General features: G+C 61.5%; 28 protein-coding genes and 1 pseudogene. 18 read left to right on the top strand and 11 right to left on the bottom strand.

All coding sequences use genetic code 11. The features are described from left to right. Nucleotides 1–30: 30 nt before the first annotated feature. From EB809_RS01155 to EB809_RS01140, 4 genes are all read left to right on the top strand, one after another. Nucleotides 31–273, top strand: a complete 243-nt coding sequence (locus tag EB809_RS01155; RefSeq protein ID WP_123632735.1) for a hypothetical protein — start codon at nt 31–33, stop codon at nt 271–273. 217 nt (nt 274–490) lie between these two features. Beyond that, nucleotides 491–808, top strand: a complete 318-nt coding sequence (locus EB809_RS01150; RefSeq protein WP_123632734.1) for a hypothetical protein — start codon at nt 491–493, stop codon at nt 806–808. A gap of 70 nt (nt 809–878) precedes the next feature. Further along, nucleotides 879–1,403 carry a DUF4136 domain-containing protein gene (locus tag EB809_RS01145; protein ID WP_123632733.1) on the top strand — a complete coding sequence of 175 codons (525 nt, stop codon included), beginning with the start codon at nt 879–881 and terminating at the stop codon, nt 1,401–1,403. Between the two features lie 108 nt (nt 1,404–1,511). Further along, the gene (locus EB809_RS01140; RefSeq protein WP_123632732.1) at nt 1,512–3,143 is read left to right on the top strand and encodes a methyl-accepting chemotaxis protein; all 1,632 of its coding nucleotides are present in this window, start codon (nt 1,512–1,514) and stop codon (nt 3,141–3,143) included. On the opposite strand, the gene EB809_RS01135 is transcribed toward EB809_RS01140, so the two are convergent. Next, nucleotides 3,140–4,048 carry a LysR family transcriptional regulator ArgP gene (locus EB809_RS01135; RefSeq protein WP_123632731.1) on the bottom strand — a complete coding sequence of 303 codons (909 nt, stop codon included), beginning with the start codon at nt 4,046–4,048 and terminating at the stop codon, nt 3,140–3,142. The two genes, EB809_RS01140 and EB809_RS01135, sit on opposite strands and share 4 nt — an antisense overlap. An 88-nt stretch (nt 4,049–4,136) precedes the next feature. On the opposite strand from EB809_RS01135, the gene EB809_RS01130 reads away from it, so the two are divergent. Both EB809_RS01130 and EB809_RS01125 read left to right on the top strand, forming a co-directional pair. After that, nucleotides 4,137–4,769 carry a LysE/ArgO family amino acid transporter gene (locus EB809_RS01130; protein WP_123632730.1) on the top strand — a complete coding sequence of 211 codons (633 nt, stop codon included), beginning with the start codon at nt 4,137–4,139 and terminating at the stop codon, nt 4,767–4,769. A gap of 49 nt (nt 4,770–4,818) precedes the next feature. After that, complete coding sequence (locus tag EB809_RS01125) at nt 4,819–5,181, top strand: DUF4870 family protein (protein ID WP_123632729.1); 363 nt, start codon at nt 4,819–4,821, stop codon at nt 5,179–5,181. Nucleotides 5,182–5,221: 40 nt separating this feature from the next. On the opposite strand, the gene EB809_RS01120 is transcribed toward EB809_RS01125, so the two are convergent. After that, the gene (locus EB809_RS01120; protein ID WP_123632728.1) at nt 5,222–5,542 is read right to left on the bottom strand and encodes a DUF6316 family protein; all 321 of its coding nucleotides are present in this window, start codon (nt 5,540–5,542) and stop codon (nt 5,222–5,224) included. Between the two features lie 728 nt (nt 5,543–6,270). On the opposite strand from EB809_RS01120, the gene EB809_RS01115 reads away from it, so the two are divergent. From EB809_RS01115 to EB809_RS01110, 3 genes and pseudogenes are all read left to right on the top strand, one after another. Continuing rightward, entirely contained in the window at nt 6,271–7,365 is a 1,095-nt protein-coding gene (locus tag EB809_RS01115; RefSeq protein ID WP_123632727.1) for an OmpA family protein, read from the top strand. Next, nucleotides 7,362–7,979 (top strand): annotated as a pseudogene (locus tag EB809_RS21260) (thrombospondin type 3 repeat-containing protein); the annotation flags it as partial. The gene EB809_RS01115 and the pseudogene EB809_RS21260, both read left to right, overlap by 4 nt. Then, entirely contained in the window at nt 7,974–8,849 is an 876-nt protein-coding gene (locus EB809_RS01110) for a thrombospondin type 3 repeat-containing protein (protein WP_411711035.1), read from the top strand. The pseudogene EB809_RS21260 and the gene EB809_RS01110, both read left to right, overlap by 6 nt. An 89-nt stretch (nt 8,850–8,938) precedes the next feature. Here the strand turns inward: EB809_RS01110 and EB809_RS01105 are convergent, their stop codons facing one another. The 5 genes from EB809_RS01105 to EB809_RS01085 form a co-directional block, all read right to left on the bottom strand. After that, complete coding sequence (locus EB809_RS01105; RefSeq protein ID WP_123632725.1) at nt 8,939–10,246, bottom strand: MFS transporter; 1,308 nt, start codon at nt 10,244–10,246, stop codon at nt 8,939–8,941. 85 nt (nt 10,247–10,331) lie between these two features. Further along, nucleotides 10,332–11,435, bottom strand: a complete 1,104-nt coding sequence (locus EB809_RS01100) for a DUF1513 domain-containing protein (protein ID WP_190294796.1) — start codon at nt 11,433–11,435, stop codon at nt 10,332–10,334. Between the two features lie 3 nt (nt 11,436–11,438). After that, nucleotides 11,439–12,473 (bottom strand): imelysin family protein, encoded by a 1,035-nt coding sequence (locus tag EB809_RS01095; RefSeq protein WP_190294795.1) that lies wholly within the window; start codon nt 12,471–12,473, stop codon nt 11,439–11,441. Nucleotides 12,474–12,489: 16 nt separating this feature from the next. Beyond that, entirely contained in the window at nt 12,490–13,893 is a 1,404-nt protein-coding gene (locus EB809_RS01090; RefSeq protein WP_123632723.1) for a di-heme oxidoredictase family protein, read from the bottom strand. Nucleotides 13,894–14,046: 153 nt separating this feature from the next. Continuing rightward, a complete protein-coding gene (locus tag EB809_RS01085) occupies nt 14,047–15,345 on the bottom strand; it encodes an imelysin family protein (RefSeq protein ID WP_123632722.1) in 1,299 nt (432 codons plus the stop codon). Between the two features lie 166 nt (nt 15,346–15,511). Here EB809_RS01085 and EB809_RS01080 point away from each other — a divergent pair, with 166 nt between their 5' ends. The 5 genes from EB809_RS01080 to EB809_RS01060 are packed head-to-tail and all read left to right on the top strand — an operon-like array spanning nt 15,512 to nt 19,882. Next, the gene (locus EB809_RS01080; RefSeq protein WP_123632721.1) at nt 15,512–16,354 is read left to right on the top strand and encodes a 23S rRNA (adenine(2030)-N(6))-methyltransferase RlmJ; all 843 of its coding nucleotides are present in this window, start codon (nt 15,512–15,514) and stop codon (nt 16,352–16,354) included. 39 nt (nt 16,355–16,393) lie between these two features. Then, entirely contained in the window at nt 16,394–16,804 is a 411-nt protein-coding gene (locus tag EB809_RS01075; protein WP_123632720.1) for a DUF1330 domain-containing protein, read from the top strand. Nucleotide 16,805: 1 nt separating this feature from the next. Further along, nucleotides 16,806–18,005, top strand: a complete 1,200-nt coding sequence (locus EB809_RS01070) for a hypothetical protein (protein WP_123632719.1) — start codon at nt 16,806–16,808, stop codon at nt 18,003–18,005. Between the two features lie 21 nt (nt 18,006–18,026). After that, the gene (locus tag EB809_RS01065) at nt 18,027–18,827 is read left to right on the top strand and encodes a mechanosensitive ion channel family protein (protein WP_123632718.1); all 801 of its coding nucleotides are present in this window, start codon (nt 18,027–18,029) and stop codon (nt 18,825–18,827) included. Nucleotides 18,828–18,856: 29 nt separating this feature from the next. Further along, nucleotides 18,857–19,882: an META domain-containing protein gene (locus EB809_RS01060; RefSeq protein WP_123632717.1), complete on the top strand. Its 1,026-nt coding sequence runs from the start codon at nt 18,857–18,859 to the stop codon at nt 19,880–19,882. 83 nt (nt 19,883–19,965) lie between these two features. Here the strand turns inward: EB809_RS01060 and dctP are convergent, their stop codons facing one another. Beyond that, the gene (gene dctP, locus EB809_RS01055; protein WP_123632716.1) at nt 19,966–21,084 is read right to left on the bottom strand and encodes a TRAP transporter substrate-binding protein DctP; all 1,119 of its coding nucleotides are present in this window, start codon (nt 21,082–21,084) and stop codon (nt 19,966–19,968) included. A 129-nt stretch (nt 21,085–21,213) separates the two neighbouring features. Here dctP and EB809_RS01050 point away from each other — a divergent pair, with 129 nt between their 5' ends. Both EB809_RS01050 and EB809_RS01045 read left to right on the top strand, forming a co-directional pair. Continuing rightward, nucleotides 21,214–21,894 carry a TRAP transporter small permease gene (locus EB809_RS01050; RefSeq protein ID WP_123632715.1) on the top strand — a complete coding sequence of 227 codons (681 nt, stop codon included), beginning with the start codon at nt 21,214–21,216 and terminating at the stop codon, nt 21,892–21,894. A 43-nt stretch (nt 21,895–21,937) separates the two neighbouring features. After that, nucleotides 21,938–23,218, top strand: coding sequence for a TRAP transporter large permease (locus EB809_RS01045; protein WP_123633032.1), 1,281 nt, complete (start codon nt 21,938–21,940; stop codon nt 23,216–23,218). A gap of 71 nt (nt 23,219–23,289) precedes the next feature. On the opposite strand, the gene EB809_RS01040 is transcribed toward EB809_RS01045, so the two are convergent. Continuing rightward, nucleotides 23,290–23,670 carry a DUF4168 domain-containing protein gene (locus EB809_RS01040; RefSeq protein ID WP_123632714.1) on the bottom strand — a complete coding sequence of 127 codons (381 nt, stop codon included), beginning with the start codon at nt 23,668–23,670 and terminating at the stop codon, nt 23,290–23,292. A 271-nt stretch (nt 23,671–23,941) separates the two neighbouring features. Here EB809_RS01040 and EB809_RS01035 point away from each other — a divergent pair, with 271 nt between their 5' ends. Both EB809_RS01035 and EB809_RS01030 read left to right on the top strand, forming a co-directional pair. Then, nucleotides 23,942–24,844, top strand: a complete 903-nt coding sequence (locus tag EB809_RS01035; RefSeq protein WP_123632713.1) for a DMT family transporter — start codon at nt 23,942–23,944, stop codon at nt 24,842–24,844. Further along, the gene (locus EB809_RS01030; RefSeq protein ID WP_123632712.1) at nt 24,841–25,119 is read left to right on the top strand and encodes a GIY-YIG nuclease family protein; all 279 of its coding nucleotides are present in this window, start codon (nt 24,841–24,843) and stop codon (nt 25,117–25,119) included. Before EB809_RS01035 ends, EB809_RS01030 begins: the two co-directional genes overlap by 4 nt. Here EB809_RS01030 and EB809_RS01025 read toward each other — a convergent pair whose 3' ends face one another. Both EB809_RS01025 and EB809_RS01020 read right to left on the bottom strand, forming a co-directional pair. Next, nucleotides 25,120–25,887 (bottom strand): SDR family oxidoreductase, encoded by a 768-nt coding sequence (locus EB809_RS01025; RefSeq protein ID WP_223807756.1) that lies wholly within the window; start codon nt 25,885–25,887, stop codon nt 25,120–25,122. A 2-nt stretch (nt 25,888–25,889) separates the two neighbouring features. Further along, nucleotides 25,890–26,786, bottom strand: coding sequence for an alpha/beta hydrolase (locus tag EB809_RS01020; protein ID WP_123632711.1), 897 nt, complete (start codon nt 26,784–26,786; stop codon nt 25,890–25,892). Nucleotides 26,787–26,975: the final 189 nt, after the last annotated feature.

Raw genomic sequence — 26,975 nt, 5'->3', positions numbered from 1 at the left:
CCCGAGTCCTGGTCTGGATGAGAATGCTCCATGAGCCATGCCTACAAACCGATCGATTGTGCCTTCCACGATGCCTTGCTTGAGGCGGCCACCCTGCGCCGTCTGGTCGAGATTGTGTTCCGGGATGAAGCCGGGCAGATACAAACCTTCCATGACCGTATCCGGGATGTCTTTACCCGGGCGGGAGAAGAGTTCCTGGTGCTTGAGCGCGGTCAGATGATCCGGCTTGATCACTTGCTCCTTGTGGATGGACGCCCCGCCAACGGCGTCTGAAACCGCGACGTTTCCCCCTTGAATTTTCGGGCGCCGTTCGGCGTTCTCGGAGGGTCTCCGTAACGGCCGATCGGGGCGTCATATCTTTCCTAACGTTTTGTCATAGTTAAAAAAAGCGTAATCGTCCGTTTATTGTGCTGACGTGCCGCTGGCCCCTACACTGCACGGGCAGTCAAACGATCGTTTGGAATCCAAATTTTTGCTGAGGGAAAGCAATATGAAGAAGCTGATCGCAGGTACGTTTGCCGTCATCATGGGCCTGACACTGGCCGGTTGCAGTGATGATGATTCGGCCGCTGAGAACATGCAGGAATCCGCAGAACAGGCTGCCGATAACGCTGGCGATATGATGGACGATGCCGGCGATTCCATGGAAGAAACCTATGAAGACGCGACTGGACAGAGCGACAGTGCGTGGGAAAACACCAAGGAAGGTGCTGAGGAAGCCGGTGAAGCCGTTGAAAACGCAGCTGAAGACACCGCGGACGCTGCTGAAGAAGGCTACGACGACACCAAGGATGCCATGAGCAACTGATCCGGTCGTGTCGCTTGCGGGATGGTCTCCCCGGTGCTTTGATGGCAGCAATGCCAAAAGGAGATGCACCATGGCGACCATCCCGGTTGTTTTGCGCAGACGATCAGTCACAACCGATCGTCTGCCAGGAATCCTGCTGGCGCTCGTCCTGACTGCGCTGGCGGGCTGTTCCCTCCAACCTTTACCCCCCATGGCTCTGGATAAGGGCGCCCAACCGGTCCCAGAAACGGCACGGACGTTTGCAACCGAAACCCGACCGGCTCCCGGCCGCAGTCGTCTGCTGGATCGTGTCGAAAGTGAGGTCCTGCGACAAATGCAGGCACTGGGATACCGACCGGCCGACAAAGTGCCGGACTTGCGGGTGGGGATTCGCATCGATCGCACCGATGTCATCATACCGGTCATGGACACCGTCGAATCCGGGCGCCTGACCCTGGTGCTTTACAGCGGAGACGAGGTGCTTCGCACCGGCCGCTCCCCCAATCTCAACAGCATTGACCTGGACTTCATGAGCGACGACGAGATCGCCGCGCGCGTCAGCCTTTTCCTGGCCGGGATACAATCTGTTGCACCGGTCCCTGCAAAAAACAACTAAAGTACAAGTGACCTCCTGTGCCGTGTTGGTAGGCTTGGGGCAACGTCAAGAACAATAAACTGGATCGCAATCTGAGAGCGATTCGCTGTATTCAGAGGCTGGGGTTCCATGAAACTGATTGGTCGTCCGGCGGTGGTTCTCGCACTGCTCGCTGTTGTCTTGCTGGCGCTTGCCGGCTATTTCACAGGGCTGGATCTGACGGCGTTGCTGATCGGCCTGATCCTGGGATTGTCGGTCGCTACGCTGATCATCGTGGTGCGGGTGCTGGACCCGCTGGAACAGGGCCTCGCTCGCCTGGAAGCCGGCGAAACACCGGCGCCGCAGAACCCGGTTGCGCGGCTTTGCCCCTCGCTGATGGGGCGCGGGAGTGGCGGTGAGCTGATTCGTTCGTTGACCGCCGGTGCCGATGCCAATGCCATCTCCGCGGCGGAAGTGTCCTTTGCCGCCGACCATCTGAAGGCCCGCCTCGACCGTCAGGTGGAGGAAACCGGCCAGATGGCGGATTACGCCGGCCAGATCACCGCCACCGTCAAGCAATCTGCCGAGCAGGCCTCCCAGGCCGCGAGCATGTCCCGCCAGGTCAGTGACCTGAGCGCTCGTGGGCGTGAGGCGTTGTCCGGCGCCATCGACGAGGTGCGTCGGGTGCACGAACAGTCCGCCGAAACCCTGCGCCAGATCCAGGAACTGAATGACAAATCGGAAAAGATCCAGGGTGTGACCAGCGTGATTCAGGGGATCGCCGAGCAGACCAACCTCCTCGCCCTGAACGCGGCCATAGAAGCGGCCCGGGCCGGCGATCAGGGCCGCGGCTTCGCTGTGGTGGCGGACGAAGTCCGTCAGCTGGCTGGCCGCACGTCACAGGCCACGGATGAGGTGGCCGAAACTCTGCAGGCCATCCGTGTCGACACCGGGTTGATCGTGCAACAGATCGAGAACCTGGCACAAAGTATCGAGAACGGACTGGAATCGGTCGAGAACGTTGGTGAACGTCTCAATGAAATCCGCGCCCAGACCGAGCAGGTGGAACAGCAGGTAGCCAGCATTGCCGAAGGCGATCAGCACAACGAAGAAAGCCTGCAGCAGATGTTCCAGGCCATCGAAACGCTACGGGACGAGATGACCGAAAGCGATACAGCGGTACAGGGGCTGGCGCAGCAGGCGTCACGGCTGATGGACATCGCTGAGAACGCCAACGCTGCGTTTGCCCTGAACAGCGATGAGAGTTATCACCGCCCATTCTACGAAAAGGCCCGTGAAGGTGCCGATCGAATCGGCGCGTTGTTCGAGCAGGCCCTGAAAGACGGTTCGCTGACCGAATCCCAGTTATTCGACAGCCGGCGGGAGCCCATCCCCAACACCGATCCCCAGAAATACCACAGCGGGTTCGATCGCTTTACCGATCGTCACCTTCACGCCATTCAGGAGCCGGTCAAACAGGCCCATGAGGCGCTGGTGTTTGCCATCGCTACGGCTCCGGATGGTTACGTGCCCACGCATAACCGCGATTTCGCCCACGAACCGACCGGAAAACCCAGCGTCGACCTGGTGAAGAGTCGCAGCAAACGCCTGTTCAACGACCGGACCGGCGCCCGTTGCGGCAGCCACACCCAGGACATGCTGTTGCAGACTTACCGGCGCGATACCGGAGAGATCATGCACGATCTCTCCGTTCCTGTTTACGTGAAGGGTCGCCACTGGGGCGGTTTCCGGTTGGGCTACCGGCCTCGCGAACAACACTAACGATGATGGCCTGGTTGCAACAGGCGCTGTGCGGCCATCTCGATGCGACGGGTCAGACGTCCCATGAAATCTCCGCCGTGGCGCCAGTAGTGCCAATAAAGGGGCACCGTCACGGTCGTGCCGGGTGAGAGGTCCACCAGCGCGCCTTCCGGGACTTTCAGCGTCGTGTCGTGGTTGCTCATCATGTTGTCGGGGATCATCCCGTAGCCCATGCCGGCCATGGCGAGACGAATAAAGCCTTCCGAAGACGGGCACAGGTGATAGGGGAAGCGGCCGTGGTAGCCGCACTCGGCCAGGAAACGGTGCTGCAGTTGATCGTGGGGCCCGAAGACGATGGCCGGCGCTTCCTTGAAGGCGGCGGCAGTGAGGCCGTCCGGGAAGTAGCGGCGCACATAGTCTTCCCGCGCCCAGGCCCGATAGGGCACGTCGCCCAGGGCAATGCAGCGCCCGCCGGCCACCGGCTGGTCGCTGCTGCACAAACAGGCGGCCACATCCCCCTCGCGCATTCGGCGCAAACCTACATCCTGGTCTTCCACCACCATGTCGAGCAGCAGCCCCTCCTCCTGACAGAAGGCGCCGACGGCCTCTCCCCACCAGGTGGCCAGGCTGTCGGCGTTCAGGGCAATGCGCAGGCGGGTGCGATCCTCCGACAGTTCCGGAATCTGGCGACGCAGGTCGCGTTCGAGTAACTGCACCTGCTGGGCATGGTTGAGCAGGCGCCGGCCGGCGGGCGTGGCCTGCAGGTGAGGGTGGCGGGTCAGTACCGGCTGGCCCAGACGGGATTCGAGCAGCTTGATGCGCTGGGACACCGCCGACTGGGAGAGTCCCAGGGCAATGCCGGCCCGTTCAAAACCGCCGGTTTCAACCACGGTAATCAGTGCTTCCAGGAGTTTGTAGTCGAGCATAAGAAAAAATGATGCAGTATTAGCAATATGATTTTTTAGTATAGCGGCATTCGATTAGCCTTGCTCTGCAACTCAAGGAGAATGTCCCATGTTACAGAGCTACCTCACCGGCCTCGTCGTCTGCGGCGGCATCATCATCGCCATCGGTGCCCAGAATGCCTATTTGTTGGGGCAGGCGTTCCGACGTGAGCATCACTGGTCGGCGGCAGCCCTTTGCATGGGGTCGGATGTGGCCTTGTTCACCCTCGGCATGTTGGGCGTCAGTGCGGCGCTGATCGCCTTTCCGTCGGCGCTGGATATCATGCGCTGGGCGGGCGTGGCCTTCCTGCTGTGGCTGTCGTTCACCGCATTTGTCCGGGCGGTGCAGGGACGTGGCGGACTGACCGCCGAGGAAACCCGGCGCCGCAGTCTCGGCGCGGTGTTGATGACCACGCTGGCGGTGACCCTGCTGAACCCGCAGGTCTATCTGGATACGCTGCTGCTGATTCCTTCAGTGGGCGCCCAGCAACCGGAACCGGTAGGCTTTGTGGCGGGCGCCTCCAGTGCCTCGATTCTGTGGTTTGCACTGCTGGCGTGGGGTGGTTCGGCGCTGGCGCCGGTGCTGGCCCGGCCGATGGCCTGGCGGGTGATCGACAGTGTGATTTCGCTGATGATGCTCGCCATTGCGCTGCACCTGATTTTCAACGGCATCGAACTGCCGGCGACGGGGTCAACTGTCTGACGGATTCCTCTATACTGCGTGGAAAACGGAACCACCTGAGGTAGCGAACTTGACCGACTCCGATTTCCGACCCGCCGACTCAGATCCCATTGTCCGCCGTGGCGACTCCGGCCGGAATCTGGCGGTGACTGTCTACATCCTCCAGGCCCTGTCGTTCTTCGTGGGCGGCATCAGCGGCCTGGTGGGCGTCATCATCAACTACGTAAAGATGGACGATGTCGCCCAGACCTGGGTGGAGCCGCACTTCCGCTGGCAGATCAAAACGTTCTGGATCGGGCTGGCCGGGAGCGTCATTGGGCTGATTACCCTGCCAATCATCATCGGCTGGTTCATCCTGTTGGGGATTTCCATCTGGGTCATCTACCGGATCGTCAAAGGGGCCCTGGCCTTGAACGACGGCAAGGCACCGTGACGCATCTTACCGATGGTTGCCCAGCGCGCGATCGGAGCACCTAGGCTCCGATCTGCAGGGTCTGGGACAGGATGTGAGCCTCCATGCAAATCGCACAGTTCTGCTTGTCGCAGCTTTCGGGGTCATGGATGTCCATGCCGTGACTCTGGGTGCCGTGATCGCGTCGCAGGACGCCCTGGAACTGTCGGATATGGCGGTTTAAAGCCGCGGATGCATCGTCCCGGTTGGTGAACGGGCCCAGATCGATATTCTCCCGGGTGCGGACATACCAGCCGAGGAGCGTGTGCAGGAAACGTTCGCTGCGCAGGGGGGTAATAACCTGTTCGTTAACCGACATGCCGACCTCGCTTTGCTGATCCATTTGTTATCGTCTTATTCCCGGGCACCTGATGTCGGAGGGGCCGTCTGGCTACATTACCGATCCTTCCTGTCAGGAACGTCGCTGATTCGCTGATCGCTTCCCTGAAATGGCAGGCGCCTTACCTATCATCAACAACGCCGTGTTTTATGAATTGGCAGGTGTGACAAACGTCACATTTTTCTCGGTCAATTTACAATTCGACGTTGCTGGTTACGTTCCTTCAGATCCCCCAGTTACATTTCTCCCGGCTTTTTTCTCCCTGAATCTGCATCCAAAGCGACGGCCTAGCCGCAATGTTAGCGAATAAAGCGATTTATTTACCGGGTTTAGGGCCGCGACTTCAGGTTAAGTCCGGCAATCCTGAAAATTTAACAATATTTTGCGCTTTAAGTTTTTGGTAATTTTGTACCAAAAAGTTACATTTTGTCAGGCAATTAGACATTCCTGCACGGGGAGCCTGACTTTGATGCCGGCGCAGGTGGTCACATTTGTCATGGCGAATCCGTGCAGACGTTCACTATTTTGCACAACAAGTGCTCACGGATAACCGCTCTCACCGGGGCAGAACCCGTGAACACGAAGAGGCCAGCAGTTGCCTCTTTCACAAGAAGACAGGCGATGGCTTTCGGCCACCGCCACAAGCGGTCGGCAGAACGGACTCTCAGAAACGTGCTCCCACGACGGGGTTTGGTCAGTGAGGGGCACCCGACAACAAAAGGGATGAGCCGATGAGACGTCGAATAACTGAAGTACTTGCATGTAGCGCATTGTGTTCTCTGTTGCCCGGTGGCGCCTTATTGGCTGCGCCGGCGTCCTCTGACGATGGCCATCGTCAGGAATTTTCCATCCAGGGTGTCTATGTCATCGCCGATGACGACCGGACCGACGAGTACGGCTCGGGCGTGCGTGCGACCTACGGTTTCCAGTTGGACAAACAGCTCTGGCTCGAGCCGCATCTGTTCGCCAACGTGATCGAGACCGGCGATGAGGTGGGGGTCGATGCCTATCAGCAGGGTTTGGGAGCGGACGTGTCCTACCGCTTCCTGACCGACAGCGATCTGGATCCGTTTGTTTTTGCCGGCGGTGGTCTTTCCCGTAACGACGTGGATGGCAACTCCGCCAGTGAGTTTGGTGGCTTCGCCAACGTCGGGGTGGGGGTGCTCAGCCCGGCCTTCACCGATAGCGGACTGCGGGTAAGGGCAGACGCCCGCTATCTGTACGACACCTACGATGACGGTTTCCAGGATATTCACCTGTCGCTGGGGATCACCATTCCCATTGGCGCCGTCCGCGAGCGCGTTGTCGAGAAAACCGTGGTGGTGGAAAAGACCCGTGTGAAAGAACTGGCCGATTCCGACGGTGACGGCGTTGTCGATGGCGTCGACCAGTGCCCGAACACCCTGAGCGGTCTCGATGTGAATGCCGTGGGGTGTGTGGACTCGGGTCAGACCCAGACCGTCGTGCTCAAGGGCGTGACCTTCGAATTCAATTCTGACCGTTTGACCGCCAATGCCCGGGACATCCTCCAGCGCGCTGCCAGCGCCCTCAAAGGACAGCCGGACCTGCGCGTCGAGCTGGCGGGGCACACCGATAACGTGGGCGCTGCTGCCTACAATCAATCGCTTTCCCAGAACCGCGCCGAGGCCGTCCGGGACTACCTGATCGATCAGGGTGTCCAGGCCGACCAGGTGAGGGCGAAGGGCTATGGCGAATCACGACCGTTGATGTCGAACGACACCGAAGAAGGCCGGGAGCGTAACCGCCGGGTCGAGTTCAACGTGATTTCCGGAACTCAGCAGGGCGACGGGGAGATGTCATCATGAAATACGGAAAAATGGGATTATTCATTACATGTTTGTTCAGTCTGCTGATGCTGGTCGGGTGTAACTCCGACAGCAGCAGCGGTGATTCCAACTCCGCCGTGGGCGGCGTTGTCGAGCAGAACCCGGGCGACGGGGACGGTGTTGCCGATGACGACGACAACTGCCCGACGATCTTCAACCCGTTGCAGTCCGACGCCGACGGCGATGGCATCGGCGACGCCTGCGATGTGGATTCCGACAACGACGGGCTGAATGATGCCGCCGACAACTGCCCGCTGGTTTCCAATGCCGGACAGACGGACGCAGACAACGACGGCATCGGCGATGCCTGCGATAACAACGACGACGGCGACGGTGATGGCATCGAGGACGTGCTGGATAACTGTCCGGCGATTGCCAATCCGGATCAGGAAAATGCAGACCGGGACTCAAAGGGCGATGCCTGTGACGAGGACCAGGACGGCGATGGCGTCAAGAACGGTCCGGACAACTGTCCGCTGATCGCCAATGCCAGCCAGGCCGACTTTGATGACGACGGCATCGGCAACGCCTGTGACACCGACGACGACGGTGACGGCTTCAACGACGAATCCGACAACTGCCCCCTGGTGCGCAACGCGGACCAGACGGATAGCGACGGCGACGGCTTCGGCGATGCCTGTCAGGACGACACCGACGAGGACGGCTTGCCGGACGATGCCGACAACTGCCCGGCCATCGCCAATCCCGACCAGGCGGACCTCGACGGCGACGGCATTGGCGACGCCTGCGATGACGATACCGACGGTGACGGCATCAACGACGAGAACGCGCTGGGTCAGCCCAACGACAACTGCCCGCTGGTACCGAACGCGGACCAGGCCGATACGGATGGTGACGGGATCGGCGACGCCTGCGACCTGATCGACAACGCCGATTACGCCTGCGCCATTTCCGGCGAACAGTTCTCGCCGCTGTTGGCGGAAAACGACGTCACCGCTTCCGCGGACGATTCGGGGTGCCTGCTGGGCGGCCTGTTGGGCGGTTCGACCTGTGGCGTCAACAATGCGGATTACGTGATCGACAGTGATCTGGGTAATTCGGCCACGGTCTACAACACCAACCTGTTGGGCCTGTCGGAAGCCGTGCTGCGGGTATCGGATAATTCCGGCTTCGTCTACCCGGGACAGAACGTGCTGGGTGTTTCCATTGCCGAGAGCGCGCAGCTGGTGCAGCTGGACCTGCTGGCGAACAGCTCACTGATCGTTCGCACATTGCTGGACGGTCAGGTGCAGGAGAGCTCCAACGGCGACCTGGGGGTTGACCTGGATCTGCTGGGTGTTTCCGGCACGCTGGGCGGCAACGAACAGGGCTTCCTGATCTTCCAGACCTCAAAGCCTTTCAACGAGGTGGAAGTGATTAACGGCGGCTTTGGCCTGTTGTCCGCGCTGGACGAATTCAATGTCTTCAGCGTCTGTGCCAGTCGCACGGAGGTTTCTAAGTAGTCAGGCGATCACGCCGCGAGTCGTGTTATCCATGATGTGACGCGCCATTGGGCCGGCCCTGCGCCGGCCCTTTTTTGTGGGGGCTGATTCTACTCCACTTCCCGTAGCCGTACGGCGCTGACAGTGCCGGCCAAACCCATCAGCCCCAGCAGCACAATCACCGCGGTGGGTGAAATCAGCGACGCCAGCGCGCTGATCCCGCCGGTGACCAGCAGCAGGAGTCCGATCACGGTATTGCTCACCGAGGTATAGTCGGTGCGCTTGTTGCCGCCGGCCATGTCCACCAGGTAGGTCTTGCGGCCCAGTCGCACGCCGGCATGGGCGATGCTGAGAATAAAGAAGGCGAGGGGATAGAACCAGGCGCTGCGCAGGTCGCCATCGGACAGCAGGTTCCAGAACCCGATCACCAGACAGACTGCGCTGGCCAGGGCGGCACCGCGGATCATCACTTGGCGGCTGGACTTGTCGGCCATCCAGCCCCAGACCGTGGCGCTCACTGAGCTGGCCAGGCTGCTGGCCAGCAGGAACCCGCCCAGCAGCCAGCCGTTGTTGCCCTGCTTCTGGGCCAGCAGCACAAAGTAGGGCGATGCCAGGGCCGAACACAGCAGCAGGGCGCGGGTGATGACGAAATGCCGGAATGGCGCATCGTCACGCAACAGCGACAAATTCCGGAACGCTTCCTTCAGCGCATGGCCACCGCCACTGGTTTCGCCCGGTTCCTCGTCCACGCCTGCAAACAGCACGCTGGCAACGACCCAGAGCACCGCAGCCAGCACCAACAGGGTGACATAGAAGGTGATGCTCGGATCCGACTGGTTCCAGAACAGCGCGACGGTCAGGGCAACCGTGGCCGAACCGCCGATGGTCGTGGCCAGACCGCCCAGTCGGCCGCGGCGGGTTTTTGGGATGCATTTGCCCTGGACATCCTTCATGGCGACGGAGCAGAATCCCCGGGCCAGGGAAAACAGAATCAGGCAACCCACCACGCCCAGTCCGGCCAGGGTGTCGTCCAGAAAGGCAACGCTGGCGGCCATGCCCGCGACGCTGAGGGCCTGGCCCAGACTGCCGCCGACCCAGAACCACTTGCGCACCGGCCGGCGCCGTACCCAGGCGCCAATCACCATCTGCGGGATCAGCGAGCCGGATTCCCGGATCGGCACCAGCCAGGCCACCAGTCCCGATGCGCCGACGGCCCCCAGGAGCCAGGCCAGGACCGTCTTGGGGCTGATCAGCAGATCCCCCAGTTTGGTCAGCACCAGGCTGCCCAAGATCAGGAAGAAATTGCGGGGCACCTCACGGCAGGCATCGTCCGAGATGTCCTTGCAGACGCGGGCATCCTCTTCGTTGGCAATCAGGCTGTAGAGCTTTTCGGTGGTATCTCGCTGCAATTCGGCCAAGATCGACTCCGTTCCCGGTTCAAAGGAACGGAATCATAGCAGCCACCCGGCTCACCCGACAGGTCGGCGTCCTTCCGTCGGGGGTTCAGCCGAAGAAGGTGAGGTGGTTGTCCCAGTGGATGTCGAGAGCCGCGAAGGATCGGGCGGACTGGCCGTCTGCCGCGATGCGGTGAAGTGAGCCGTTACCGGAGGACACGACGAATCCGCCGTCTGGTAGCGCCAGCGCACCGGCCACATCCGGCACTTCGTGATCACCGACCCGCTCGCTGGTTCGATGGTTGATGACCACGACCCGGTCCCCCCGGGGCGCCGTCACCAGGCTGAGCGGACTGACCGGGCTGACCGCCACGCTCGCCACATAGTTGTGGAGGCTGCGTTGCAGTGACTTGGGCAGCGCGATTTCGCTGTAGGTGTCGGTGTTGGAATCGTAGCGGGCAATCAGCGGCCGGGATTCCCAGGTGGGGCCCTGGTATTGATAGCCGGCGATCACAATCCCCTCGGGGCTGATGCCCAGGTGCCGGCAGCTCAGTTGATGATGCGATGGCTTGAACCGTTGGCGGACGTCTCCGGAGTGGCGATCCATCAGCAGCAGGGCCGGTTCCATGGTGTCCGGGTTGAGCTTGATGCGGTCGTAGTCCGGGTGCGTCTTGATGCCGCCCAGGGCCACGACCAGGGTGTTGCCATCCGGGTGGAGCAGCAGTTCATGGGGGCCGATGCCGCCCACCGGCATGTCCCGGACGGCAGCGTAATTTCGCTCGGCATCGTACACCCGGACGATGCCTTCCCCGGTGTCGTACTGATTCACGGTGACGTACAGGTAGCGGCTGTCGTGACTGAAGGTGCCGTGCCCATAGAAGTGATAGCCGTCGCCCGCCGCGATGGTGTGGGCGATCTCGCCCCGCCGGGTATCCACCACGTAGAAGTGGCGACCGGGACGGCGGGCAAAGAGGATGGCCTGCAATGTGCCGGGGCGTTCACAACCGCCGTGACAGCGATCCCCGACGGGCAGCTGGAAATGCGTCTGGCCCTGCAGGTCGACCCCTGCAATTCGATGATGGCCCGCTTCGTCGTCCACCGCGCTGAGAAGGAGCGGCCCCTGATCCTGGCCGGCAACGGCGAGTCGGCTGCTCAGGCTCCCTGCGACCAGGGTGGCCAAGCTGGCCTGGAGGAACTGGCGTCGGTTCAGCATGACTCAGTCGCCGTCGCTGGAGTTGAAACCGCGAGTGATGCCCAGCGCCGGGGCGATCCGATCCTCGACCACCTGTTCCAGCTGGATCACGTCGATAAACAGCGATTGCAGCTTGCGATACCCCTCATCGGTTTTCAGGAACGGGGCCATGGCATCCGGCAGGTCGTTGGCCTTCGCCAGGGTGCTGTCGGTCTGTTCCACCAGCTTGTCCGCCAGTTCCGGATGGCCCGCGTCGTTCAGGAGCTGGGTCAGCCCGGGCACCATATATTGCTTGAAACCGGCAATGGAAGCGCGCATGGCGGCGACGGAATTTTCGCTGCGCCAGGCGTCTCCCAGGTATTTATTGCGCTTGTGCGGCGGGCGTACGCCCATGGGCGCGGCGAGGCGCTTGTCCTGCAGGATCTCCAGGCCGTTGATGGCGGCGGCGACGGTTTTCTCGGTGTATTCGTCCATCGACACGTAGTAGTCGCCGAAGGCCTGCCAGTCGCTGGCGAGTGCATCCGCCGTTCCCGCCAGATGGGTGCTGATGGTGTCGAGCAGATGGCAGGTGTCGGCGGCCGGCAGGGCCCGCTCTCCCTGTTGCATGTCGGCGTCGTACAGCAGGTATTCGATCGCCGGGAAGCCCTGCAGCGCAACGCCGGCCTGGTCGACGAACGCGGCATCCACCGGTTTGTCCTGCTTCAGGGCATAGCTCACCTTGCGGGCGACGAGATTTTTATGGTCGGGCCAGAACTGCAGTTGCCAGGCACGGCTGTTTTGCTCGATGGGGCCGAAATCAACAAAGCGGACCGCCTGCCAGTCGAGGAAAGCGGTTTTCCAGGCGGCTTCGAGCTGCTGCCGGGTATCCGCCGACGGGCTGTCACAGTAATGGCTAGCGGTCTGTTCCAGAACGTGAGCCGAGCTGGCCAGTTGCTGGTAACCCTGGCCGATATCCGTTTTCCATTGCTGGCGGGGCGTGGTGGCCGCCGAGGCCGTCGCGGTAGCCAGGCCCAGGGCGAATGGAATCAGATAGCGTACGGAACGGGTCAGGGAAAGCATGAACCAGCGTCTCCTGTCAGAGCGAATGAAGGAACTGGAGCAGGGCATCGCGCCTGTCTGCGTCCAGTGAACGGTATTGGTCGGTCGCTGCCTCGGCCTCGCCACCGTGCCAGAGTATGGCTTCCTGGATGGTACGGGCGCGCCCGTCGTGCAGGAAGCCGGCCAGAGGGTTGACGGTCTGGGTCAGACCAATACCCCACAGCGGCTGGGTACGCCACTCGGTGCCACTGGCCAGGAATTCCCCGCGATGGTCGGCCAGCGCCGGGCCCATATCGTGCAGCAACAGATCGGTGTAGGGCCAGATGGTCTGCTGGCTCAGATCGGGCCGGTCAGCCACCGTCCCGGTGGTGTGTTTGGGAGTATGGCAGCCGGCGCAGCCGATGTCGTTGAACACCCGGGCGCCTTGCTGCACCGCCGGTTTGTCCATGTCCCGCCGTTCCGGTACCGCCAGACTGGCCGCGTAGAAACCGATGAAACGGGCAATCTTGTCGCTCACTTCCGGCTCGCCACCGTTGGCAAAGCGGTCGCATTGCTGCGCCGGTGAGCAGTCGGTGGCGGGCATAAGGGTGGAGGTCAGCCCCATATCACCCGCAAAGGCGCCCATGGCCTGTTGCACCAGCGTCGGTTCGCCGGCTTTCCAGCCGAAGCGGCCCATGACGGTCTCTTCTTTCTCTATATCCCAGACCCGGTTGGGGCGACCGGAAATGCCGTCACCGTCCGCGTCCTCCGGATCGGCGTAGGCCATTAGCTGCGCTTCCGGCACCGCCGACAGCAAGCCCAGGCCGATCATGGGCGGAGCGACTCGGGGCGAGGTCAGCAGATCCTTCGGCAGCGGGCCATAGTTCGGGTTCTTGATGTGATACACCGGGCGCTGCAGGGTGACCGTCGAGCCGTCGGCCAGCGTCTGGGTGATGGGCTCCCAGGTGATGTCGAGATCCGCTTCCGGCTTCTGGCCGGAGATGGCCGCGGTCTGCAGTTGGCCGCCGTAGACCGGGGCCGGCTTCAAACCGATCTTTTTGATGATCTCCGCATCCTTTTTCGGATCCGTTGGCACGGACAATCGCAGGAAGAGCGACACGGGAGTCTCACCCTCGGCCGGCGGATTGCCTCGCCCGTCCTTTAGGTGGCAGCCCTGGCAGGAGTTCGTGTTGAACAACGGCCCCAGTCCATCGCGGGCCGCGGTGCTCGAGGGCGCCTCGACCCAGGGGTTACGGAAGAAACTGTTGCCGACGCTGAAGTCCAGGCGCTTGGTCATGGACAGGTTGCCCTGGGGCATTGAATAGGCGTTGTGGTCGAACTGCTTGACCGAACCGGCGCCACCGCTCAGCGGCGTGTCCTGGATGGGCGGTTCGTCGACAGCGAGGGCGGTGCCCGACAGGAACAGACTGGTCAATAAGGCAAAACGGCGCGGGGTTGTCATGAAGCGGATACTGTTGTCGTTAAAACGGCAAAAGCCCGGTGTTCGGCCGCCGGGCTTTTCGGTGCAGGGAGTCTACCAGAGCCAATGCGAAAGTCATCTATTTGGCAATGATTCGCATCAGCTTTGGCTGCCCCGTAATGAAGCTGGTGCCCGTCAGAAGGTATGGCCTGCATCGTCCGGCTTCATCGACTGAATGCCCAGCGTTTCGGAGACCTTCTCGATCTCGCCGGTTTGGGTGACCAGTGCGGCGATGGCGTTGTTGATGATCTCCGCACCTTGGGTGTTGCCCGGGGCAATCATCATGTCAAAGGGCATCGGGTGGGTTTTGTCCTCGGCGGCATCCTTCATGGCCTGCACGGCATCCATGGTGGCGGCCAGTTCGTTGGTCAGCTTGTCATCCAGCGCCGGATCCCGTTGGGCGACCAGGTCAGACAGGGACGGACCGGCCACAACGCTGCCGTCGATCCGCGTGTAGCGACCCAGGTAGACGTTCTGGATGCCCTTGGCGTCGTAATAGTGCGAGTTGTGGGTGTTGTCGCTGAAGCAGTCGTGCTCGTCTTCGAAGGAGTTGGCTTCCAGGGCCACTTTCATGCGCTCGCCGGCGAGCTCGCCCAGGGACAGGGAGCCCATGCCGAACAGCATTTTCTGGATCACGGCCTGCGGTTCCATGGCCAGCAGTTCGGCGCGGTAATTGTCGCTCTTGCCCGGTGCCCACTGGGCGGTCATCCACTCCAGGTCGGACACCAGCAGATCGGTGACGGCATCCAGATACGCGGCACGGCGGTCGCAATGGCCGTGGCTGCAGCCATCACCCTGGATATAGTCGGAGTAGGGGCGATCACCGTTGCCGGCGTCGAAGCCGTGCAGGTCCTGCCCCCACAGCAGGAATTCAATGGCGTGGTAGCCCGTGGCGACGTTGGCTTCGGAGCCGCCGATCTCATTCAGGTCGGCCAGCAGTCCCGGTGTCAGGGTGGAGACGTCGATGGTCTCGCCACCGATGGTGATGTTCTGGCTGGCGATGATGTTGACGGTGGCGCCGGCATTGCCCAGCTCGTGCTGGTAGTCGCTGGTGTCGACGTAGTCGATCAGGCCTTCATCCAGCGGCCAGGCGTTGAGTTGGCCTTCCCAGTCGTCGACGATGGCATTGCCGAAGCGGAAGACTTCGGATTGCTGGTAAGGTACGCGGGAGGCGAGCCAGGCCTGTTTGGCGGCGGCCAGGGTGTCTTCGCTGGGGTTGGCAATGAGGGCATCGGTGGCCTCATCCAGTGCCCGGGCGCTGATCAGCGCGTCTTCATAGGTGGCGTGGGCGATGTCGGCGTAGTTGGCGACGACATTGGCCGGTGTGGCCGGTTCCGAAGCCTCGGACGGGCCTTGCAGCGCACTGCAGGCGGCGAGTGCAGCGGGTGCCGTAATGGCAACGGTCAGCGCCTTGAAAGGAAAGCGAGCCCCCATGAAATTCTCCCTGTCAACGATTCAAAGGTAAATGTTATTAATGAGATTAATTTGTATTTGCGATTATAGGGGGCTGGATGCGAAATGCAATCGTTTACGTCAGGTTGTTGCCCCGTTCCGGGCGTTGCGGCTTAATGGCCCTTTCTGACCCGGAGCACAGCGATTTATGCTGAGTTACCTTCACGCCTTCCACGCCGGCAATTTTGCCGACGTGCAGAAGCACCTGGGGCTCTTCCTCGCCCTGAAAATGATGCAGGCCAAGCCGTCCGGCATTGCCTGTTTCGATACCCATGCGGGCAGCGCCCGTTACGATCTGGCCAGCGAGCGACCCCGCAAGACCGGCGAGGCCGATTCCGGCATCCAGAGTCTGTGGCAGCATCGCAACCGTCTGCAGGATGCCGAATGGTCGGCTTTCTGGGACACTCTGGGGCTCGCAGGTGACGAGAAGCGCGTTCGTTTCTATCCCGGTTCGCCGGCGTGGCTCGACGCGCTGGCCCGGGAACAGGACTCGGTGACGGCCTTTGAACTGCACAGCGGTGAGAGCAGTCTGTTGCAGGACTGGGCCCGGGAGCATCAGGCCCGGGTGATCGCCGGTGACGGTTTCCGGGGGCTGTTGGCCGCCCTGCCACCGCAGGCGCCCCGCCTGTTCACCCTGATCGACCCGCCCTACGAAGTGAAGGACGACTACATGACCACCGCGGAGACGGTCATCAAGGCCTGGAAGCGGTGTCGTCACGGCGTCTATCTTGTATGGTATCCCCTGTTACCCGAAGCGCGGCACGAGGCGATGATCCGCCGTTTGCAGGACAGCCCTGTACAGAAAGTGCTGCAGTGCCACTATGAACTGGATGAACGGCCGGCGCGGGGCATGTACGGCTCCGGACTGCTGATGGTGAATCCACCGTGGGGGTGGGGTGACCGCCTGCAATCCATGTTGGAGGAGGTGGCGGCCTCAGGTGCCATTGCCGCAAGACAACGGGTGACCTGGGCCGTCCCTGAAAAGGCCTGATAGTTTCCGTTTCAAGTGACCTTCGAAAAGGAGTGTTTGATGTCATCAATTAACCCATCCCGATCGCGACTTGAATCACTGGTCAAACAGTTTGCGCCGGATGAGCCGGTCGTGATGCTGAACCTGCTTCGATTCCGTGAGGACGCGGAGTATGCCGATGAGGATAACGAGTCGCCCTGCAGCGGTCGCGAAGCCTACGCCCGTTACAGCAAGCTGGCTCTGAACCAGTTGGCCAAGGTGGAAGCCAGGCCGGAGTGGGTAGGCGAGGCCACGGTGCCGGTGATCGCCCCGGACGATGAGGACTGGGATGAGGTCCTGCTGGTGCGCTATCCCTCGGCGCAGGCGTTCCTGTCGATGGTGTCCGACCCGGAATATCAGGCGATCGTCCATCACCGCACGGCGGCCCTGGCGGATTCCCGGCTGATTGCCATGCGCCCGAAGAAGACCTGATATGACAGCGGCCGAGGCCACATCCTCACCGCTGCGGGAACTGGTCAGCAAGGACCAGTGGGCGCTGCCTTCGGCGACGGTGAACCGCACCTTGCAGGACGGTCTCAAGGCGTTTGTCGAGCGCGTACGCCAGCCCAACTGGTTGCAGGATCAGCCGGCTGGCGGGCAAGACGAGCTGCAGCCGTTGTCCCGCAGGCAGCTCGAGCGCTGGGCACCGGAACCGCAATGGCGTTCGAATCTGTCCGGTTTTGTCGATGCGCTGGACCACTGGTGCACGCGCTGGTCGGCCATCCAGCCTGTCGGATTCGTGGTGGCCCCGCCGTTTACCGGGCTGGCCGAATCGTTGGAGCAGGTGGCCGCTGATCGCGACTGGCGGCTGATAGCGCCGCCGGATCTGGATCGCATTCACCGCGGGCAGGCCTTGCAGGACTGGTGGTCCCAATTCGAGGGTGACACGCCCTGGGTGCTGCCGGAGCTGGGTCATTGCTGGTTGCGCACACCCGCCGGCCTGACACTGGTGCGTCACCTGTTGGGTGCTATCGCGGCCGGTGAATTGGGGCGGGGACTGGTTGGTTGCAACAGCTGGAGCTGGACCTTCTGGACCCACCTGTTGCCGGAATTGCGATTCTCCACGTTGACCCTGCAGGCGCTCGATCATCAGCGTCTGGGGCAGTGGCTGCAGGGCCTGGCGGGCACCGGACAGTTCCGGTTGACGACCAACGGCAGCTGGGTGGTCCCGCCGAAAGACGAGCCGGCCCGCAACGGCGCCAGGACCAGCGCCTTCCTGCGCGACCTGGCGGCCTGGTCGCGGGGTATCCCGGAAGTGGCCTGGGCCATCTGGCGCGATTCGCTGCGAGCCCGGCCCGAAGCCGAGGTTGAAGAGCCGCCGGATGCCGAACCGACACAGTCAACCTGTTGGGTGATTCCCTGGTCCCAGGTGAGCGTGCCAACCATGCCGCCTGGCGAGTCGCGGCCGCTGGCGTTTGTCCTGCATGCGCTGCTGTTGCACCAGGGGCTGGATGAGACGTCTCTGCAGCAGACCACCGGACTGGCGCCGGACGACGTCCATATCGCCCTGCATTCGTTACATCGGGCTGAGCTGATCGGCCCGCATCCACGGGGCTGGTTCGTAACGCCGCGAGGTTATCCCGCCGTCCGCCGCTACCTGCATGCGGAAGGTTTTGCCGTGGATGGATTCTGAATCGTTAACGGGGAACATGGCATGGATGAATCGGGCCTGAAATCCGCCCTGGAGGCCATCACATCAACCGCGGTGCTGGATGCCGTGCTGCTGATCGTGGTGGCCTGGGTCATCATCGTTCTGGTGCAAACCCTGGTGCCGCGGATTGCCGGTCGATTCTCGGGCAAAACCCGTCTGTATATCCTGGCCTCTGCGCCCCTGCTGCGGCTGTTGGTGATCCTGGCGACCATCCTGCTGATTGTCCCCATCCTGATCGAGCCGACCTTTGAGAACCTGATCGCGATTTTTGGCGCCCTGGCGCTGGCCTTGGGGTTTGCCTTCAAGGACTACGCCACCAGCCTGATCGCCGGCATCGTCACGCTCTACGAAATGCCGTACCGGCCGGGCGACTGGATCGAAGTGGACGGTTATTACGGCGAGGTCCGTTCCATCGGCACCCGTGCGGTGACCATCGTCACACCCGACGACACAGCCGTCGTCATCCCGCATGGCAAGCTGTGGGACTCGCTGATCGCCAATGGCAACGCCGGCAGCAGCAACCTGATGTGCGTAGCGGAGTTCTATCTGGCGCCGGACCACGATGCCGGAGAAGTCCGAGCCCGACTGCGGGAAATGGCGTTCACCAGTCCCTGGATCAAGGCCTATCAGCCGGTGCTGGTGGTGTTGTCGGAAAAGCCCTGGGGGACCTGCTATCGGGTGAAAGCCTACCCGGTGGATCCCCGCGACCAGTTCCAATTTATTTCCGATCTCACGGTTCGTGGCAAGGCGGTCCTGCGCCAGATGAATGTCCGCCAGGTCACCGCGCCCGTGGTAGCCGACTGAGATCGTCGATCGACCAAAGGATAGTGTCCATGAAACAACGTCCCCTGATGACCGCGGTGGTCGCGGCCACCCTGCTGGCCGGCTGCGCCAGCACTCCCGAGCCCGAGGCATCCGAATCGAAGGGCCCGCCGGCGTTGACGCCCGGTCGCTACGTCAGCGCCGATGACAGCCAGACCTGGGTGTTCTGGGGCAACGGCATGTACGAACGTCGCGTGGCCAGCGAGGATGCGCCGCCGCGTTACGATCACGGTCAGTGGTGGCGGGTAACGGGCAGTGGAGCGGTCGTGGCGCATGGCGGAGGCGACGCGCCCACCATGTTGCAGATTGCCGATGACGACACGCTGCGTCTGCAGGGCATCGGTCAGGGCGCGGCGACAGAGCTGACCCTGGATGATGACGAGCCCGAGCCATTGGCCGATGATCGTCCGATGGCGCTCTGCTTCATGACCCAGGCCGACGCGCCGCTGGCCTACGACCCGCGGACCATGCGCAACTGGCCGGTGACCATGACTCAGGCGTTTCCCCAACTGGAATCGGCCTATCGGCAGTCTGGCTTTCAGCCTCCCAGGCGCTTGCCAATGATCGTGCAGGGCCATTGGGTCGAAGGCGAGGCGCCGGATGGGGGGGGTGCCCAGCTTTTCCTGGAAGCCAGCGGCCTGCAGCGGGTGATGGATCTGGGCGAGAACCGCTGCCCGTCAGCATCACTGCAGGATAACAACTGGTACCTGACCCACCTGAACGGGCACCCGGTCCAGGTAGAACCCGGTCAACAGCCGATTTTCATTCGCTTTGACGGTGAGCGGCGGGTGGCTGGTCTGGCCGGCTGCAATCGGTTTTCCGGGCCCTTCGAGCGCCGTCGTGACGATCTGACGCTGGGGCCACTGGCCACAACGCGCATGATGTGCCCGCGCCGGGCCGAGACCGAACAGGCCTTCCTGAAGGTCTTGGATGAAACCGAGCGCTTTGCGATTGAGGGCGAGACCCTGTTCCTGATGAAGCAGGCCGGGCAGGTGTTGGCTGTTTTGCAGATGCGCCCGGCCAAAGTGGAACCGTAAACATCCCATGGGGGCTCCGGTGAGCGCCCACAAAAAAGGCGTGGCCGGAGCCACGCCTTTCGAACAGGAAACCGGAGTGGGGATTACTCTCCCTGCTCCATTTGTCCTTCTTTCTCTTTCACCATGGACGTGATGGTGTCGAGAATCTTCTTGCCGCGGTCGCCCGCTTCTTTAATGTAGATATCACGGACCGGCATGCTTGCCTTGCGGAAGGCTTCACGCTCTTCGTCGGTCAGCGTCACGATCTTGATATCGCTGCTTTCCTTGATCTTGTCCAGACGCTTCTGGTTGAACTCTTCCTGCTTCTTGTAGATGTAGTCCACCAGGTTGTCGCGCGCGTCGTCCAGGATCTTGCGCTGGTCGTCCGGCAGGCCGTCATACCAGTCCTTGCCGGCAATCACAGTGGCGATGAACTGGGCGTGGTGCGCGATGGTCATCACGTCCTGTACTTCGTAGAAGCTCATTTCCTCGATGGCGAAGATCGGGTTGACCTGACCGTCGATCTGCTTCAGCTGCAGGCCGCTGTAGACTTCGGAGTAGGGCATTGGCGTCGGGTTGGCACCGTAGGCCTTGTAGGACTCGGTCAGGATCGGCGACGTCATGGTCCGCATCTTGAAGTCTTCGAAGTCCGCCGGGGTCTTCAGCGCCTTGGTACCGGTCCAGGTCATCCAGCCTTCCGGCACGATGCTCAGCAGCTCCAGGCCCTGGGCGTTGTAGCGGTCGGCGAACAGGTCATGCACCTTGTCGCTGGACAGCACTTCCTTGTTGACGTCGTTGTCGTCAGACAGGACGAAGTGCAGGGTGAACACGCCCACTTCCGGGATGACGGAAGCCAGGTGGCCCGGCGAAGCAAACGCCAGCTCGACGGCGCCCTGCTGGACCAGCTCGGTCAGCTGGGATGAGGTGCCCAGGGAACCGTAAGGGTAGATATCGATCTTGATACTACCGTCGGAGGCCTTCTCAACCTCTTTCTTGAATTCTTTCGCGTAGGCGTCCTGGACACTGCCTTCGATTTCTTCCAGGGCAAAACGCCATGTCACGGTGTCGCTGCTCTTGGCAGCCGAGTCGGAGGATGAGCTTGAGGACTCCTGTTGTGTGTTGGCTTCCTTGTTCGCGCTGTCGTCACCTGAATCTGAACATCCGACCAGGATGAATGACATCAGAATGGTCAGGCTTCCAAGCCAGCGAATGAGTGTTCTCATGTTCTTATCTCCTTTGAGTTCTAACCAATGTGCCCACGATAACACACTATCAAATAGACATATTTCTTGAAGTCTGCCATCTATTACAACGTATACTGTATTTACCGGAAAAGAAAATGGAGCGAAACCATGGCAGAACCCAGGGGCGCGTCCGATGGCCCAAAGCAGGGAAAGGGAAAAAAGAAAGGGCCCTTTCATATGATCGATACCGGTCTCAATGTGATTGAGCAGGGTATCCTCATCGTCGGTATTCTCTTGATGGCCCTCGCGGCCATTGTCGGTGTGTTTGCCCGCAATATGGGGCACAGCCTGTCTTTCGTTGACGAACTGGCGCAATTGCTGGTCGTTATCGTCACGTTTGTTGGTGTCGGACACGGGGTGCGCAATGCGCGCCATATCCGGGTGTCGGCCGTCCACGACCTTCTGCCGCCGTTGGGGCAGAAAATCCTGCTGACGTTTGTCAGTTTTTTTTCGTGTGCACTGCTCGCCCTGCTGGCGGTCTACTCCATCGACTACATCCAGAGCCTGTATAAATCGGGGCGGGTGATGCCGTCGATGCAGTTTCCCCTCTGGATTCCCTACCTGATCGTTCCCATCGGTTTGTTCGTCGGTTCAGTCCAGTTCTTCCTGGCGGGCGTGCGCAACCTGATCAGCGATGGCGCGTGGTTGTCGTGGCATCACCGGGACGAGTACGAAGAGGAACTGGCCGTCGAAGGAGGCCTGTCGACAGAGGAGCAGGACTACTACGAAGAACAGGTGACGGCCGCCGAGAAGAAACACGCCGGCGAAGGAGGTCAATCCAATGGATAACGTGATGGCTGCATTGGGTTTGGCCGGCATGTCGACCGCTTCCATGGCGATTGTCGTGGCTGTGGTCATGATTGTGCTGCTGCTGATGGGGTTCCCCATGATGGTGCCACTGCTGGTGGGCGCCATGGTGTTGTTGTTTTCCCAGTTCCCGTTCCTTGAAGGGTCGGTCATTATCCAGCAGATGATTGGGGGCATCTCCCAGTCGGTGCTGGTCGCGGTGCCCATGTTCATATTGGCCGCCGATATCATGATCAAGGGGCACACCGCGGATCGCCTGCTGGATCTGGTGCAGAAATTCGTCGGGCACCTGCGCGGCGGTCTGCCGATGACCACCGCGATGTCCTGCACGCTGTTCGGGGCGGTGTCCGGTTCCACCCAGGCGACGGTTGTCGCGATGGGTCAGCCGCTGCGCCCCAAGCTGATTGAGGCGGGCTACTCGGACAAGTTCGCCATCGCGTTGATCATCAATGCCAGTGACATTGCGCTGCTAATCCCGCCGTCCATCGGCATGATCATTTACGGCGTGGTTTCGGGCACGTCGGTGGGTGACCTGTTCATCGCCGGTATCGGACCGGGGCTGATGATCCTGGCGCTGTTCTCCATCTATTGCTACTACCGGTCAGTGCGGCTCAAGATTCCCGTGATGCCGAAGGCCAGTTGGTCCGAGCGCGTGACCGCCTTGAAGAAAGCCGCGCTGCCCATGGGCTTTCCGGTCATCATCATCGGCGGCATCTATTCCGGGATGTTCAGTCCCACCGAAGCGGCTGCCATGTCTGTGGCCTATGCCCTGTTGCTGGAGATGGTCATCTTCCGTCAGGTGAAAATCAGCGACCTGCCGTCGGTGGCGCTCTCCACGGGTCTGATCACGGCGGTGGTGTTTATCCTGGTGGCCGCCGGTACGGCGTTCTCCTGGGTGATTTCCTTCGCCAAGATCCCGGACCTGCTGCTGGGCGATGTGGTCGCCAACGCCGCTGACAGTCCCTATTTCATCCTTGCGCTGATCTCGATCTCGTACTTCGTCGGCTGCATGTTCGTGGACCCCATCGTGGTGATCCTGATCCTGACGCCGATCTTCTCGCCGGCTGTGGCGGCCGCGGGGATCGACCCGGTGCTGGTGGGGACACTGGTGACACTGCAGGCTGCAATCGGTTCAGCCACGCCGCCGTTCGGCTGCGACATCTTCACCGCCGTGGCGATCTTCAGGCGACCCTACCTGGATGTGATCCGGGGCACGCCGCCGTTTATCGTGCTGCTGTTGCTGTCCACGGTGTTGCTGATCGTGTTCCCGCAGATCGCACTGTTCCTGCCCGGTTTAATGAAATAGGGAAGAACAGACGCCCACAAAAAACCCCGCTCGATGGCGGGGTTTTTTGTGCCTGAAGCAAAAAGCCGGGATTACATCAGCGCTTCGACGCGATGACGGACTTTCGGCTGGCTCTGGTAGGCCTTGGCGATGGCATTATAGGTCGGGATGTCCATGCCTTTGTCCTGGATGGCCGCGACCATCTTGTCGTTCGCTTCGATCTGGAGTTTGCGAACCTTGGACTTGTCGCCTTCCTTCTTGATCTGCGGAATGTATTCCTCGCGGATCGAAGAAATGTCTTTCTGAACCTTGATGAACTGTTTCAGCTCCTTATCGGAGTAATCGGTTTTCTGAGTGCCGGTTGCAGCCGGGTTCTGGTATTCCTGGGATTGTGACTGGGTGTCTGCAGCCAGCGCCGGGCCGGATGCCAGAAGTGCCATGGATACAGCAACGGAAGTCATCAGGGTTTTCATCGGAGTCTCCTTCTGGAGGGTGAAGGACAGCCGCCGGCCCACGCCTTTGACCGGTCAGCAAGCCCGGTTCCCGGACGGAGCGCAAAAACAGGAAGGCCATCCATCCGGATCGGATTGGGCTCACATTGCCACGACCGGAAACCCGTTCAAATTAAGATTTCCACATACTCCGTCCATAAAATCGACAGGCATCCCGCGCGGTGGCGTCATACCGGGGTCTCCGCTATCCTGCGGCGTCTGGACCGTCCTCTGAAACCGAATCCGGAGTTCCATGAAAAACCAAAAACACGCCCTGATGTTTGGCGGTGCGACCGTATTGCTGTGGTCCACGGTGGCGACGGCCTTCAAGTTGTCACTGCGGGAGATGACGCCGGTTCAGTTGATGCTGATCGCCTGCAGTGTGTCCGTGGTCGTGCTGGCCGTGATTCTGGTGACGCAGAAGAAGGTGGGGGAGCTGTTCCGCCTGAACCGGAAGCAGTACCTGGCTTCGCTGGTGTTCGGGCTGATGAATCCGGTGCTCTACTATCTGGTGCTGTTCGGCGCCTTTGCCCGGTTGCCGGCGCAGGAAGCTCAGCCGCTCAACTACACCTGGGCGTTGACGCTGACCTACCTGTCGGTCCCGCTGCTGGGGCAGCGACTGGGGCGCTCGGATTTCCTGGCCGGGTTGCTGTGCTATGGCGGCGTGGTGGTGATTGCCACCCGGGGCGATATCCTGGGCCTGCATTTCTCCGACCCGCTGGGCGTGATCCTCGCCTTGGCCAGCACCGTGATCTGGGCGTTCTACTGGATCGCCAACACCCGGGACACCCGCGATCCGCTGGTGGGCCTGTTCCTCAACTTCCTGTTCGGGCTGCCGTTCATCATTGGCATCTGCCTGGCGACCGACGGGGTGCCCGAAGCGTCCTCCACGGCCATGCTGGCGTCGTTCTACATCGGGGTGTTCGAGATGGGGATTTCGTTCGTATTGTGGATGTTTGCCATGAAGCGGGCGGAGAACACGTCGCAGGTCAGTAACCTGATTTTTATCTCCCCCTTCCTGTCGCTGGTGTTTATTCACTTCATTCTTGGCGAAACCATCTTCAACTCCACCTATGTGGGGCTGGTGCTGATTGTGGCCGGTCTCTGGTACCAGCAGCGTGGCCGCAAAGTCTCTCCGGAGACAACCGCCGCGTGAGCACCTGGCACCTTTACCTGGTAAGGACCCGGAGCGGGGCACTGTATACCGGGATCACCACGGATGTGGAACGGCGCTTTTCCGAACACCAGTCCGGCGGCCCGCGCGCTGCCAGGAGTCTGCGCGGCAAGGGGCCGCTGACCTTGGCGTTCGCCGAAGCCATCGGCGAGCGCACCCGGGCGGCGCAGCTTGAGTATGCGCTCAAGCAGTGGTCGCGCAAGCGCAAGGAGGATCTGGTCGCTGGCCGCCTGCGCTTGCAGGATGTGGACGTGTGATCAGCGCTTGCTGAGCAGACCGATCAGCTGCCGTGTAAAGGCATTGGGCAACCACTTGCTGCCGAACACCAGGGATTTGAACTGCAGGCTCACCGGGTTATGGATCTCATCGCCCTGGTGCGCTTTCCAGACCGCCTCGGCAATGTCCTCGGCCTGCAGGTTCACACCCAGTCGCTCGATGATCGGGGCCTGGAAGGTCTGATCGGTCACCATCTTCGTTTTCACGAAAGGCGGCATCATGTCTTGCACGGTGATGTCGTGTTCCTTCCACTCGATATTGAGCGCTTCCGTCAGCCCGCGAACCGCAAACTTGGACGCCGAGTAGCTGGCGAAGTAGGGCGTGCCGTACAGGGCCGAGGCCGAACTCATGTTGATCACCCGGGATCCCGGCGTTGCTTTCAGCAGTGGGAAAGCCTGTTGGGTGACGTCCATCAGGGCGATGACGTTGATCTCCATAATGCGGCGGTGATCGTCGCCCGGGATGGTCTCGAATTCCCCGATCCGCAGGATGCCGGCGCAGTTGAACAGCAGGTGGAGCTGGCCATGGGCAAATTCACCAAAGGCCGTGAGCGCATCGCCGATGGCCGCGCTGTCGGTGACGTCCACGCCCCGGTGCCAGTGCTGGCCACCGAGTTCCTCGTTCAGGGCTGAAACGGCCGCTTCTTGGATATCCAACAGCCCCAGGCGCCAGCCTTCCCGGGAAAACCGTCGAGCCGTGGCGGCTCCGATGCCGGCGCCCGCGCCGGTAATCAGCATCGTTTTCTGCATCGTCATTCCTTATTGTTTTGACTGAGGAATCGGGCGATCTGCTCGATGGCCCGATTGGCCGCATCCAGTGGGCCCGCGTGGATCTGGAAAACGTGCCAGAGCTTGTCGAATTCCTGCAGGGTGACCGCCGCGCCCGCTTCCCGGGCCTTCTTGGCCAGACGCCGGGCATCGTTCAGCAGGATTTCCTGGCTACCGACCTGGATCAGCATCGGGGGCAGGCCTGACAGGTCGGCGTTGATCGGCGAGATGCGGGGATCGTCCAGGGGCAGATCGCCCCGGTAGTCGTCCGCCGCTGCTTTGATCCAGCCCAGTTGCAGGACCGGTTCCACTTGCGGGGTATGCATCTGGCGATGGGTCAGGTCGAGCCAGGGAGAGAGCATGACGAGCGCGCCCGGCAGGGGCAGCTTGTCCTGTTTCAGGCGCACGGCCAGCGCCAGAGCCAGGCCGCCACCCGCAGAGTCGCCGGCAATGCTGATCCGGTCCGTCAGGTAGCCCTGGCTCAGCAGGTGGCGATACAGGGTCAGGGCATCTTCCAGCGCGGCCGGGTACACGTGCTCCGGCGCCAGCCGGTAATCCGGTGCATAGACCGCTGCACCCGTGGCCTGGGCCAGGTGCCCGGTCAGGCCCCGATGGGTGTCCGCTGAGCCGATGGTGAAAGCGCCGCCGTGCAGGTAGAGCATGGCACTCTCAGTCTCACTGGGGCCGCAGGTGACCCGGTTGTAGGGGACGCCGTCGATCACCGACGCCTCGAATCGGGCCTCTTTCGGTGGCGGCGACAGTCGATAGGCCTGCCGGATCAGGGCCCGCAGCACCGAGACCGGCATCCGGGGCGTCAAAAAGGGTTTGACCAGGGTCTGCAGACTAAGCCGCAGACTGGCCTGCAACGCCGTTTGCAGCATCGCGATCTCCGATTGTTGTTAAGCGCTTCCCGGGAACAGGGTCAGGGAAGCGAGCACGTGTCAGACAGGATGTTGTATATGATTATGCATCCACTCACCAGATCAGTTGGCTGGTTTCTGTTGCAAAGACACCATTTCAGTCAATCCGGCCTTCACGGGTCACTGAACGGAGGCTGTGATGTGCTAATG

This window comes from Marinobacter sp. R17 (assembly GCF_003789045.1).
In the GTDB taxonomy this organism is placed as follows: domain Bacteria; phylum Pseudomonadota; class Gammaproteobacteria; order Pseudomonadales; family Oleiphilaceae; genus Marinobacter_A; species Marinobacter_A mangrovi.
The sequence above is the reverse complement of the archived record's forward strand: the minus strand, read 5'-3'. Positions and strand labels throughout refer to the sequence as shown.

Bases quoted from the DNA above. Each gene is read 5' to 3' on its own strand.
- EB809_RS01155 (WP_123632735.1), top strand. From the start codon at position 31: ATGAGCCATGCCTACAAACCGATCGATTGTGCCTTCCACGATGCCTTG.
- EB809_RS01150 (WP_123632734.1), top strand. From the start codon at position 491: ATGAAGAAGCTGATCGCAGGTACGTTTGCCGTCATCATGGGCCTGACA.
- EB809_RS01145 (WP_123632733.1), top strand. From the start codon at position 879: ATGGCGACCATCCCGGTTGTTTTGCGCAGACGATCAGTCACAACCGAT.
- EB809_RS01140 (WP_123632732.1), top strand. From the start codon at position 1,512: ATGAAACTGATTGGTCGTCCGGCGGTGGTTCTCGCACTGCTCGCTGTT.
- EB809_RS01135 (WP_123632731.1), bottom strand. From the start codon at position 4,048: ATGCTCGACTACAAACTCCTGGAAGCACTGATTACCGTGGTTGAAACC.
- EB809_RS01130 (WP_123632730.1), top strand. From the start codon at position 4,137: ATGTTACAGAGCTACCTCACCGGCCTCGTCGTCTGCGGCGGCATCATC.
- EB809_RS01120 (WP_123632728.1), bottom strand. From the start codon at position 5,542: ATGGATCAGCAAAGCGAGGTCGGCATGTCGGTTAACGAACAGGTTATT.
- EB809_RS01115 (WP_123632727.1), top strand. From the start codon at position 6,271: ATGAGACGTCGAATAACTGAAGTACTTGCATGTAGCGCATTGTGTTCT.
- EB809_RS01100 (WP_190294796.1), bottom strand. From the start codon at position 11,435: ATGCTGAACCGACGCCAGTTCCTCCAGGCCAGCTTGGCCACCCTGGTC.
- EB809_RS01095 (WP_190294795.1), bottom strand. From the start codon at position 12,473: ATGCTTTCCCTGACCCGTTCCGTACGCTATCTGATTCCATTCGCCCTG.
- EB809_RS01090 (WP_123632723.1), bottom strand. From the start codon at position 13,893: ATGACAACCCCGCGCCGTTTTGCCTTATTGACCAGTCTGTTCCTGTCG.
- EB809_RS01085 (WP_123632722.1), bottom strand. From the start codon at position 15,345: ATGGGGGCTCGCTTTCCTTTCAAGGCGCTGACCGTTGCCATTACGGCA.
- EB809_RS01080 (WP_123632721.1), top strand. From the start codon at position 15,512: ATGCTGAGTTACCTTCACGCCTTCCACGCCGGCAATTTTGCCGACGTG.
- EB809_RS01075 (WP_123632720.1), top strand. From the start codon at position 16,394: ATGTCATCAATTAACCCATCCCGATCGCGACTTGAATCACTGGTCAAA.
- EB809_RS01070 (WP_123632719.1), top strand. From the start codon at position 16,806: ATGACAGCGGCCGAGGCCACATCCTCACCGCTGCGGGAACTGGTCAGC.
- EB809_RS01065 (WP_123632718.1), top strand. From the start codon at position 18,027: ATGGATGAATCGGGCCTGAAATCCGCCCTGGAGGCCATCACATCAACC.
- EB809_RS01060 (WP_123632717.1), top strand. From the start codon at position 18,857: ATGAAACAACGTCCCCTGATGACCGCGGTGGTCGCGGCCACCCTGCTG.
- dctP (WP_123632716.1), bottom strand. From the start codon at position 21,084: ATGAGAACACTCATTCGCTGGCTTGGAAGCCTGACCATTCTGATGTCA.
- EB809_RS01050 (WP_123632715.1), top strand. From the start codon at position 21,214: ATGGCAGAACCCAGGGGCGCGTCCGATGGCCCAAAGCAGGGAAAGGGA.
- EB809_RS01045 (WP_123633032.1), top strand. From the start codon at position 21,938: ATGGCGATTGTCGTGGCTGTGGTCATGATTGTGCTGCTGCTGATGGGG.
- EB809_RS01040 (WP_123632714.1), bottom strand. From the start codon at position 23,670: ATGAAAACCCTGATGACTTCCGTTGCTGTATCCATGGCACTTCTGGCA.
- EB809_RS01035 (WP_123632713.1), top strand. From the start codon at position 23,942: ATGAAAAACCAAAAACACGCCCTGATGTTTGGCGGTGCGACCGTATTG.
- EB809_RS01025 (WP_223807756.1), bottom strand. From the start codon at position 25,887: ATGCAGAAAACGATGCTGATTACCGGCGCGGGCGCCGGCATCGGAGCC.
- EB809_RS01020 (WP_123632711.1), bottom strand. From the start codon at position 26,786: ATGCTGCAAACGGCGTTGCAGGCCAGTCTGCGGCTTAGTCTGCAGACC.